This is a genomic window from Tateyamaria sp. (assembly GCF_059783535.1).
In genome coordinates, this window is the sequence record NZ_JBYNDP010000138.1 from 1 (window position 1) to 9,283 (window position 9,283).

Annotated in this window: 12 protein-coding genes; 8 read left to right on the forward strand and 4 right to left on the reverse strand. The window is 60.9% G+C overall.

The window, feature by feature from the left end:
• Positions 1 to 247 (reverse strand): tRNA-guanine transglycosylase (locus tag AC6RA8_RS18785; RefSeq protein WP_500354814.1); only part of this gene is annotated, 247 nt, incomplete at its 3' end.
• Positions 248 to 441: 194 nt separating this feature from the next.
• Between AC6RA8_RS18785 and AC6RA8_RS18790 the strand changes: the two genes are divergently transcribed.
• The 4 genes from AC6RA8_RS18790 to AC6RA8_RS18805 all read left to right on the forward strand — a co-directional run bounded on the left by AC6RA8_RS18790 (position 442) and on the right by AC6RA8_RS18805 (position 4,818).
• Positions 442 to 1,353 (forward strand): hypothetical protein, encoded by a 912-nt coding sequence (locus AC6RA8_RS18790; protein ID WP_500354815.1) that lies wholly within the window; start codon positions 442 to 444, stop codon positions 1,351 to 1,353.
• A 200-nt stretch (positions 1,354 to 1,553) separates the two neighbouring features.
• Positions 1,554 to 2,930, forward strand: coding sequence for a 30S ribosomal protein S6--L-glutamate ligase (gene rimK, locus AC6RA8_RS18795; protein WP_500354817.1), 1,377 nt, complete (start codon positions 1,554 to 1,556; stop codon positions 2,928 to 2,930).
• Positions 2,931 to 3,162: 232 nt separating this feature from the next.
• Entirely contained in the window at positions 3,163 to 3,525 is a 363-nt protein-coding gene (locus AC6RA8_RS18800; RefSeq protein ID WP_189368557.1) for an SUF system Fe-S cluster assembly protein, read from the forward strand.
• Positions 3,526 to 3,612: 87 nt separating this feature from the next.
• Positions 3,613 to 4,818: a glycerophosphodiester phosphodiesterase family protein gene (locus tag AC6RA8_RS18805; protein WP_500354818.1), complete on the forward strand. Its 1,206-nt coding sequence runs from the start codon at positions 3,613 to 3,615 to the stop codon at positions 4,816 to 4,818.
• Between the two features lie 83 nt (positions 4,819 to 4,901).
• On the opposite strand, the gene AC6RA8_RS18810 is transcribed toward AC6RA8_RS18805, so the two are convergent.
• On the reverse strand, positions 4,902 to 5,048 hold the full coding sequence (locus tag AC6RA8_RS18810; RefSeq protein ID WP_500354820.1) for a hypothetical protein: 147 nt from the start codon (positions 5,046 to 5,048) through the stop codon (positions 4,902 to 4,904).
• Between the two features lie 84 nt (positions 5,049 to 5,132).
• Between AC6RA8_RS18810 and AC6RA8_RS18815 the strand changes: the two genes are divergently transcribed.
• Genes AC6RA8_RS18815 through AC6RA8_RS18825 form a run of 3 tightly spaced genes read left to right on the forward strand, consistent with a single transcriptional unit; the run spans position 5,133 to position 6,722 of the window.
• On the forward strand, positions 5,133 to 6,002 hold the full coding sequence (locus AC6RA8_RS18815) for a LysR family transcriptional regulator (protein ID WP_500354821.1): 870 nt from the start codon (positions 5,133 to 5,135) through the stop codon (positions 6,000 to 6,002).
• A 14-nt stretch (positions 6,003 to 6,016) separates the two neighbouring features.
• Entirely contained in the window at positions 6,017 to 6,397 is a 381-nt protein-coding gene (locus tag AC6RA8_RS18820; RefSeq protein WP_500354823.1) for a HesB/IscA family protein, read from the forward strand.
• Position 6,398: 1 nt separating this feature from the next.
• Positions 6,399 to 6,722 carry a TfoX/Sxy family protein gene (locus AC6RA8_RS18825; RefSeq protein ID WP_500354825.1) on the forward strand — a complete coding sequence of 108 codons (324 nt, stop codon included), beginning with the start codon at positions 6,399 to 6,401 and terminating at the stop codon, positions 6,720 to 6,722.
• Between the two features lie 9 nt (positions 6,723 to 6,731).
• On the opposite strand, the gene AC6RA8_RS18830 is transcribed toward AC6RA8_RS18825, so the two are convergent.
• Both AC6RA8_RS18830 and AC6RA8_RS18835 read right to left on the reverse strand, forming a co-directional pair.
• Positions 6,732 to 7,364, reverse strand: coding sequence for an HD domain-containing protein (locus tag AC6RA8_RS18830; protein ID WP_500354827.1), 633 nt, complete (start codon positions 7,362 to 7,364; stop codon positions 6,732 to 6,734).
• Positions 7,361 to 8,266, reverse strand: coding sequence for an isopenicillin N synthase family dioxygenase (locus tag AC6RA8_RS18835; RefSeq protein ID WP_500354828.1), 906 nt, complete (start codon positions 8,264 to 8,266; stop codon positions 7,361 to 7,363). Before AC6RA8_RS18835 ends, AC6RA8_RS18830 begins: the two co-directional genes overlap by 4 nt.
• Before the next feature lie 85 nt (positions 8,267 to 8,351).
• On the opposite strand from AC6RA8_RS18835, the gene tpiA reads away from it, so the two are divergent.
• Positions 8,352 to 9,098 carry a triose-phosphate isomerase gene (gene tpiA, locus AC6RA8_RS18840; protein WP_500354829.1) on the forward strand — a complete coding sequence of 249 codons (747 nt, stop codon included), beginning with the start codon at positions 8,352 to 8,354 and terminating at the stop codon, positions 9,096 to 9,098.
• The last annotated feature ends 185 nt before the right edge of the window (positions 9,099 to 9,283 follow it).

The window sequence follows — 9,283 nt, forward strand, 5'->3', positions numbered from 1 at the left end:
TGAACTTATGGAGGCCGCCCAGACGGTCAATCCGCTCGGCCGTTGGGCGCAGCATGAGGTGATAGGTGTTGCCCAGCAGAATATCGGCGCCCGTCGCGCGCACGCTCCCGGGCAGCATCGCCTTGACGGTGGCGGCTGTCCCTACGGGCATGAAGGCTGGCGTGCGGATCTCGCCCCGTGGCGTGGTGATGGTGCCGGTGCGGGCACGGCCATCTGTGGCATGCAAATCAAATGAAAATCGGGTCATGGCCCCTCATGCCGCGCAGATGCGGAAATGCCAAGACCCTGCGCGCCAGACGCAGAAAGACCCCGCAATCGCCCAAAGGTGGCGCGTTTCACGCCCGGTTTTAGACAAATTGTATAGATACGCCTCCGTCCTGAACATTTTTATCCCGTGCCCGATCCCGGGGATGGCCCATTCACAAAGCACGAGGCCTCGCCATGAGCAGCGCAGGACAGCCCCCAACAACGGTCACCATTGACGATACCGGCAACGACCAGAATTGGACCACAATCACGAATAGCTACGACTGTTCCGGCTTTTTGGTGGCCACAGACACCATTATGGACAATGGCAGCACCGTGTCGGAAACGTTTTTCGGCCCCCAACGGCTCAGCCTGACCGTCACGGATACCAGCGCCAACAACGCAAACTGGGCATCGCGCACAACCGAATGGAACTGGAAAGGTCAGAAAACGGCTCGAACAATTGAATACGACAATGGCGACGAACGGATCGAACGGTTCGACGCAGTGACGGGCACGCGCACACAACGCACCGATATCGATGGCAACGACGACAAACCCTGGACATCGATCACAACAAGCTACGATGCAGCGACCGGTGCACGTATCGGCTCGGAAAAAGTACTCGACAACGGCCGCATTGAAACCTTGACATTCGATGCCGATACCGGCGTTCGCACCAGCCGGACACTGACCGATGGTGGAAACGACAATCCTTGGCAGTCCAAATCGTTGACCTATCACGCCGCCACGGGGCAACTGACGGAAAGAGAAACCGTCTTTGATGACGGCCGTACCGACACCATCACTTACCAGAACGGCAAGAAAGCCTCTCAGGTTCTGACAGATGGTGACAATGACACGTTCGACTGGGTGACACGCGAAACCACCTACGATGCCAATGGTCGCCTTGCCCTGGCCCAAGAGGTGCGCGACGATGGCGATCTTGTTGTCGAAACCTATGCCGGTGGCCGGCTGACCGGGCAGACTACGTTTGACAATTCTGGAAACGAGGCCTGGCACGTTGAAGAAGTGACATTCAACACTGCAGGCGATGTCGTGGACACAGCCTACTACGATGAATCGGGCAACCTTCTGATCTTCTGATCTTGCACGCGCGCCGGCCTTCCGCCGGATTGGCAAGGACCACACGCCGCCTCGCGTCGAGGCGGCGTTTCGTGTTGTGCCGACCCATCTGACCTACGCACTAGTCAGCTTTTCGCCCTGCGCGCAGCCTGTCCGTTGTGGGCGGCCACCACCCACGCTACGGTGTCGGAAAAATAACGACACAAGACAACGGGGACAACATGGACACGCTGAATTTCGGCTGGGAAGAATGGGTGTCACTGCCCGAACTGGGATTGCCCGCCCTTAAGGCCAAGATCGACACCGGCGCGCGCACGTCAGCGCTCCATGCCCATGACATCGAAGTGTTCGGCCCTGCCAAGCAACCCAAGGTTCGGTTCAACGTCCACCCGATCGCAGGCAAGGACCATGTATCGATCACTTGCTCGGCGCCGATCCTCGACCGGCGCGAGGTCACGTCCTCCAATGGTGAGGCAGAACTGCGGTATGTGATCGAAACCCGTCTGGACGTCGGTGGACAGTCCTGGCCTATCGAGGTCACGCTGACAGACCGTTCCTCAATGACCTCACGAATGCTCCTCGGGCGTCAGGCCTTGCAGGACCACATCACGATCACCGCCTCGGAAAAACGGCTGCAACCCGAACTCAGCTACGATGTTTACCACTCCTCCGCGATGCGGAAAGTGGCTCCGGCCCGATCCCTCCGCATTGCCGTACTCAGCCGCGAAAACAACTACTCGACACGCCGTCTGGTCGAAGTGGGCGAAGCGCGCGGCCACACGGTCGAGGTGATCGACACCACCCGCTGCTACATGGCGATCAATACCATGGCGCCAGAGGTGCACTACGATGGCAAGCGCCTGCCCCGCTACGACGCCGTGATCCCCCGCATTGGCGCCTCCATCACCGCCTATGGCACAGCCGTCATCCGGCAATTCGAGACCACGGGCACCTACTGCGTGAACGGCAGCGCCGGGATCACGGCCAGCCGTGACAAGCTGCACGCACACCAGATCCTCGCCTCGAAAAAGATCGGCATGCCCACCACCGCCTTTGCAGCCTCACCCAAGGACACGGCCAACATCATGGGGCTCGTCGGCACCGCACCCGTGATCGTGAAACTGCTGGAAAGCACGCAAGGAAAAGGCGTTGTGCTGGCAGAAACCAAGAAAGCGGCGGAATCGGTGATTGATGCGTTCCGAGGCCTCCGCGCCAACTTTTTGGTGCAGGATTTTGTCAAGGAAGCGGCAGGTGAGGATATCCGCTGCCTCGTCGTGGACGGCAAGGTCGTGGCCTCCATGAAGCGCACCGGGGCCGAAGGCGACTTCCGCTCGAACCTGCACCGCGGCGGCAGCGCCACATCCGTGCGGATCAGCAAGGCCGAGCGTGACGCCGCCGTCCGGGCCGCCCGGGTATTCGGGCTGGGCAAGGCGGGCGTTGACCTGCTGCGGTCCGAAAGCGGCCCCAAGGTGCTAGAAGTAAACTCAAGCCCCGGCTTCGAAGGGATCGAAAACGCCACAGGCAAAGACATCGTGGGCAAGGTCTACGACATGATCGAAGCGCGGGTGAAACCCAAACCCGTTCGACGGCGCGGGTAAGGTTATCCGACGCGCCGCAGCTTCTCGGTCAGCACCCAGCCGGTCGCTTATTCGCCGTTGTTGTTACGGTATCGCGCCTTCGAACAGCTGGTTCCCATCTCCCGCAAGGTGTTCTTTCTGCCACGCCCGGTGCCAGATCGTTCCACTTTTGCGAAATGGGGGGCCCGGGCGACCCTTTACCGCCCCCGCCCCGTTCCCTATATAAACACTCAGGAACAAGTCCGGGGATCCCATGAACCAGCCCACCGAACAGATGGAAGGCACGCCGCTGATCGCGCCCTCGTCAACCGACCACCCGCTGCACGAGGCCGTAGTAGAAGCCTGCCGCACGGTCTATGACCCCGAAATCCCCGTGAACATCTTTGAACTTGGCCTGATCTACACGATCGACATCAATGCCGAGAACGAAGTGAAGGTGATCATGACGCTCACCGCCCCCGGTTGCCCCGTCGCAGGCGAGATGCCTGGCTGGGTCGCGGACGCCATTGAACCGCTTCCAGGTGTCAAACAGGTCGATGTGGAACTGACATGGGAGCCGCCCTGGGGTATGGAGATGATGTCGGACGAAGCGCGCCTCGAACTCGGTTTCATGTAAGCGTCACAAAACCATCACGAACGCATTGGGAAACCGTCATATCGGCGCTTCATCCTGCATGGATAGATACCGTCGAAGGATTCTCAAATGCGCCTTACTGCCGCCTGCATTCTGCTTGCCACGATTCCTGCCGCCCTTGTGGCCGATACGCTCGCCATCGACTACGGTCCCCGACCTGCCTACCTGATTGATAAACTTCCCGACGGCGACCTGAAGACAAAGCTGCAAAGCTGTCAGGGCCAGACACCCGCCAAGACGGACTTTTCCATCGGCCACCGCGGCGCGCCCATGATGTTCCCCGAACACACGGTGGAATCGAACGTGGCGGCTGCGCGCATGGGGGCTGGTATCCTCGAATGTGACGTGACCTTTACCAAGGATCACGAACTGGTCTGCCGCCACGCGCAAAACGACCTGCACACGACCACCAACATCCTCCTGACCGATCTGGCCAGCACATGCGTCACCCCGTTCTCGCCCGCCAGCGGCGATGCAGAGGCGACCGCAGAATGCCGCACGTCCGAACTGACGCTGGCCGAGTTCCAAACGCTGACGCCGAAAATGGACAGCGCGAACAAGGCGGCCACCACGGCAGAAGAGTATCAGGGCGGTGTCGCAGGCTGGCGCACCGACCTTTACACCAACGGCGCACACCTGATGACACATGCCGAGTCGATCACACTGTTCAAATCGCTCGGTGCCAAGTTCACGCCCGAACTGAAATCACCCTCGGTCGACATGCCCCACAACGGCTTTTCACAAGCTGACTACGCACAAAAGCTGATCGACGAATACAAGGCCGCCGGTGTCCCCGCATCGGACGTCTGGGCCCAGTCTTTCAACCTTGAGGACGTTCTGTACTGGATTGAAAACGAACCAGAGTTCGGTGCGCAAGCCGTCTATCTCGACAACAGTTACAGTATCGACGGTTTTGACCATAACGATCCGGCAACCTACCCCGACAGCATGGTCAGCCTTTATGAACGCGGCGTACGCTATATCGCGCCGCCGCTGTGGATGCTGGTCACACTGGAAAACGGACAGATCGTGCCCTCGGCCTACGCAAACGAAGCCAAGGACGCCGGTCTGAACATCATCACATGGACGCTCGAACGCTCAGGCCCATTGGGCAATGGCGGTGGCTGGTATTTCCAATCAATCGCGGACGCGACAACGCATGACGGAGTGTATTACGAGCTGCTGGATGTGCTGGCACAGGATGTGGGCGTCGTTGGCGTCTTCTCTGACTGGCCCGCCACGGTGACGTATTACGCCAACTGCATGGGCCTGTAACCCGTACCCGGCGCCATCCCCCCGCGCGCCCCTACAGGTCTGCAAAGGGCCGCCGATCCCCCGGCGGCCCTTTTTTGCTTGTGTTATAAACGGCGCAAAACCCACATCAGCACCCGGCGGCGGCGCTGACTGCGCTTGCGAATTCGCTCCTCCTCTTGCATTTTTGCAAACAGGTCTTGCTCCTTTGCATAAAGGCTATTCATTTCCAGTGACTTGTAAGGGTGCTGCATGACAACTCCTTTCGTTGATAGTGACTATATGGCAGCCGCTTTACGGCATTGTCAGACCCCGGAATCGCACCTACATTTGCAATCATGCAAATCACTGACTGGACAGATTACGGACTTTTCGCCGCCGTGGCCCGCCACGGCTCGCTCGCGCGTGCAGCCCGGGAAACCGGGCTGAGTCAGGCCACCCTGTCGCGGCGCATGACAGCGCTGGAACAGCGCACGGGCCGCAGGCTATTTGCCCACGGCGCTGCAGGCTATACACCCACGACTGAAGGCCGCGCGCTGCTCGAACAGGCCAAGAAAATGGAGGCGGCGGCCCGCGGCATCGCCCATTGGTCCGCCGCACAATCCGGCGCACCTCGCGTACGCATCTCTGCTGGCACGTGGACCACGCTCTACATCTCGCGGCACCTTGCCACCTACTGGACCAATGGCGATCGCTGGACGCCGGAATTTGTCAGTTGCAACCTCGACATGGACATCGAACGACGCGAGGTCGACATCGGCATCCGAAATCGCCGCCCCGACCACGACTGGCTCGCCGGCAGACGCACCGGTCATGTCGAACACGCCGTCTACGCCGTGTCCGAGGATATTCAGGGCTGGATCGGCCCCAGCGACGACACCGCCACCCTACCCTCCGAAGCCTGGACCGTGGCCAATCACGGCTCGGAACTTGTGGCTGTTTCAAATGATCCACTGGTTCGCATGGCATTGGCGCAAAGCGGCGTGGGACGCGTCGTGCTGCCCACTTTCGCGGCCGATACCGCCCCCGGCCTTGTCCGCGTGTCTGGCATCATCGACGCCCTCACGGCCGAAGAATGGCTGGTCTGCCATCAGGACACCCGACACGATCCTGCGATCCGCGCCGCACTCGATGCCATCAGCGGCTTTCTCAAGCGTCCGCGCCCCTTGCGCGAAGATGCCCAAAGCCCTACTTTAAAAGTCGGATAAGCAAAGAGGCTCCCATGTTCTCGATCCCCGGCAAAAACGCCGTCAGCATCACCCCGCGCGCCGCCGCGCAAATCTCCAAATTGATGGAGAAAGAAGGCCATTCAGGCCTCCGCATCGGCGTGAAAAAAGGCGGCTGCGCAGGCATGGAATACACCATGGAATACGTGGAAGAAGCTGATCCCAACGACGAAACCGTCGAACAGGATGGCGCCCGTGTCATGATCGCGCCCATGGCGCAGATGTTCCTCTTCGGCACCGAAATCGACTATGAAACCTCGCTGCTCGAATCCGGGTTCAAGTTCAACAACCCCAATGTGACGGACGCCTGCGGCTGCGGCGAAAGCATTTCGTTCAAGGACGTGGACGAACTGGCAGCAGAGCAGAACGCCCCGTAAAATGGCCGTCAGCGCCGAAGAGATCGAACACGCGCTTGATCTGTTTTCCGGCCTGGGCTCACTGTCGACCCGCAAGATGTTTGGTGGTGTGTCGATCTATTTCGAAGGCACGATCTTTGCGATTCTGATGTCGGACGGGCGCCTTTTGCTCAAGGGCCAAGGCGACATGCAGGCCCGGTTCGAAGCAATGGGGCTCGAACGGTGGGACTACAAACGCAAAGACGGCAGTGCCACGCACATGCCCTACTGGTTCCTGCCAAACAGCGCCCAAGACGACGCCGACGAGGCCACAGGCCTCGCGCGCGCAGCCCTTGCCCACTTGTAAGGTGGGCAATCAGACACGCGCCTCCCGCGCAAGGGTCTCCTGAAACACCCGCATGAACGCCACCCGGTCCTCGGCCATGGCGCGCGCCGGTGCCGTGTTCAATGTCTCGGCCACGCCAAAAAGCTTCACCTGGAAATGATCCAGCGCATAGGCGCGGTCATCCAAGTCCCGATCAGCGGCCAGCGGGTCCCGACCATGCACCAACCCGGCCCCCATCTGCCCCGCCACGTTGAAACAGCGCGCAATGCCAAGCGCCCCCAACGCCTCCAAACGGTCCGCGTCCTGTACCACCTGCGCCTCAAGCGTCTCGCACGGCACGGCAGCCGAATAGCTGTGGGCGCGAATGGCATGCGCCACCGTGTCCTGCCCCGGTAGACCCCGCGCCGCCATCCACGCGACCGCATGATCCGCTGACAAGGCTGCAGCCTCAATCCGACGTGGATCATCCTTGGGCACGTTCACGATGTCATGCAGATAGGCCGCGATCATCAGCACATCGCGATCGACCGGTGCCTCCAACCCATCCGCGATCCGCTGACAGTTCGCCCAAACGCGCCGCACGTGCCAGATGTCATGCGATCCGTCATTCTGCGCGCCCCAAACGCGCAGAACCTCCGCTTCAAGATCATCCTGCAAGCTCATGATTTTCCTTGCAGGTGCACGTAGGTTTCTTCAAACCGCGCACTCAAATGATCCCCCGCCAGCATAACCTCATCGGACCCTTCCGGGGCGACGTTTGTGTCATAGGTCGGATTGAAGAACAGCGGGATTGAGATGCGCTCGGCCAGCCCACCGACAACCCGGTGCGGTGTCGCCTTGACCCGGCCCCCAGTCCAGAACTCCAGCATCTCACCAAAGTTGATGATGAACTCACCCGGCGGCGCACTGACCGGGATCCACCCGCCGCCCCGCTTGCGCACTTCCAACCCCGGCGATCCATCCGTCGCCAGCAAGGTCAGACAGCCATAATCCGTATGGGTCGCAATCCCAAAATCCTTGGCGCCAGCCCAATCGGGACGCGCCGGATAGAAATTGCCCCGCAGCAGCGCCATGGGCGTCTCGAACGCCCCATCGAAATGGGCCGGATCAGCGCCAATGGACCGTGCAATAGCGGTCAACAACCCCTTCGCAACGCTCAAGGCATCCCCGTAATATCTTGAAATCACGTCCTTAAACGCTGGATCATCCGGCCACAGGTTCGGCGCATAGAACCGCTTGTCCCCAAGGGGATGCCCCTCTGGCAGCTGAAACCCCACATCGAAAAACTGCTTGTAGTCAGGGTTGGCATCAGGATCGACCTGCTCCGATCCGGGCGCGCCCCAACCCCGGTTCGACCCGGTGCGGGCCATATCCACCGCCCGCTTCTGCGCCTCGGGCAAGTGAAAGAACGCGCGATAAGTCTCAATCGCCTCCTCCACACGCGCCGCCGACAATGCGGTGTTGTGCACCGTGGCAAAGCCCACCCCGGTCGCCGCCTCGCCCAAGGCTTTCAGGCTTTCTGCATCTCCGGCAGCCAGTGCTGCCGCATCCAAACGTGGGATCATGTCCTGTCTCCATGCTGCGGGCGCAGCCCTAGCGCAGCCACACCCGCGATGCTAGGACCAAGGCACCAAAACCGGAGAGAGACATATGCGGCGCACATTGGCAGCAGGCAACTGGAAGATGAACGGCACACCCGAGATGTTGGCGGAGCTGGCGACGCTCACGAGCGGCGCGTCGGACACCGCACCACAGATCATCGTCTGCCCCCCCGCGCCCCTACTCACCCGCGCCGCCGCAGCCACAGAAAACAGCCCCGTCGAAATTGGCGGCCAGGACTGTCACGCCAATGCCAAGGGCGCCCATACCGGCGATGTTGCCGCGTCGATGCTCAAGGACGCAGGCGCCAGCGCCGTGATCGTCGGCCACTCCGAACGTCGCGCCGATCACCACGAGACCAACGCGCAAGTCCGGGTCAAGGCCGAAGCAGCCTACGCCGCGGGCCTCACCGCGATCATCTGCATCGGCGAAAGCGAAGAAGAACGGCTCGGCCCTGACTGCCTCGACATCATCGCAGCCCAACTCGATGGCTCGACCCCGGACAGCGCCACAGCCGAAAACACCGTGATCGCCTACGAACCCATCTGGGCCATCGGTACTGGACGCGTGCCAACCATGGAACAGATCGTGGAAACCCACGACATGATCCGCGAAAAACTCGTTGCTCGCTTTGCCGAACGAGGCGCAAACATGCGCGTCCTCTACGGCGGCTCGGTCAAACCCACCAATGCCGCCGAAATCTTTCAGGCCGAAAACGTCGATGGCGCCCTCGTTGGCGGCGCGTCCCTGAAAGCGGCAGACTTCCAGCCGATCATAGACGCACTCGCCGCACCCTGATCCCTATTCACTTTGCCAGAAAAACCGCGGGGGCGTTCGAGGGGGCAGAGCCCCCTCGTCAGCAGAAATGAATCGCGTCGCGCGTCAGCGCGTCCTTGGGATCACTGCACGATGATCTCCGGCCCCATCATCAAGGTCGGCAACCAGATCGAGATGGCCGGGATATAGGTCACCATGATCAGGAA

Excerpts from the sequence above, each read along its gene's own strand:
- AC6RA8_RS18820 (WP_500354823.1), top strand. The coding sequence starts at position 6,017 with ATGTTCTCGATCCCCGGCAAAAACGCCGTCAGCATCACCCCGCGCGCC.
- AC6RA8_RS18825 (WP_500354825.1), top strand. The coding sequence starts at position 6,399 with ATGGCCGTCAGCGCCGAAGAGATCGAACACGCGCTTGATCTGTTTTCC.
- tpiA (WP_500354829.1), top strand. The coding sequence starts at position 8,352 with ATGCGGCGCACATTGGCAGCAGGCAACTGGAAGATGAACGGCACACCC.
- AC6RA8_RS18830 (WP_500354827.1), bottom strand. The coding sequence starts at position 7,364 with ATGAGCTTGCAGGATGATCTTGAAGCGGAGGTTCTGCGCGTTTGGGGC.
- AC6RA8_RS18835 (WP_500354828.1), bottom strand. The coding sequence starts at position 8,266 with ATGATCCCACGTTTGGATGCGGCAGCACTGGCTGCCGGAGATGCAGAA.
- AC6RA8_RS18790 (WP_500354815.1), top strand. The coding sequence starts at position 442 with ATGAGCAGCGCAGGACAGCCCCCAACAACGGTCACCATTGACGATACC.
- rimK (WP_500354817.1), top strand. The coding sequence starts at position 1,554 with ATGGACACGCTGAATTTCGGCTGGGAAGAATGGGTGTCACTGCCCGAA.
- AC6RA8_RS18815 (WP_500354821.1), top strand. The coding sequence starts at position 5,133 with ATGCAAATCACTGACTGGACAGATTACGGACTTTTCGCCGCCGTGGCC.
- AC6RA8_RS18805 (WP_500354818.1), top strand. The coding sequence starts at position 3,613 with ATGCGCCTTACTGCCGCCTGCATTCTGCTTGCCACGATTCCTGCCGCC.
- AC6RA8_RS18800 (WP_189368557.1), top strand. The coding sequence starts at position 3,163 with ATGAACCAGCCCACCGAACAGATGGAAGGCACGCCGCTGATCGCGCCC.
- AC6RA8_RS18810 (WP_500354820.1), bottom strand. The coding sequence starts at position 5,048 with ATGCAGCACCCTTACAAGTCACTGGAAATGAATAGCCTTTATGCAAAG.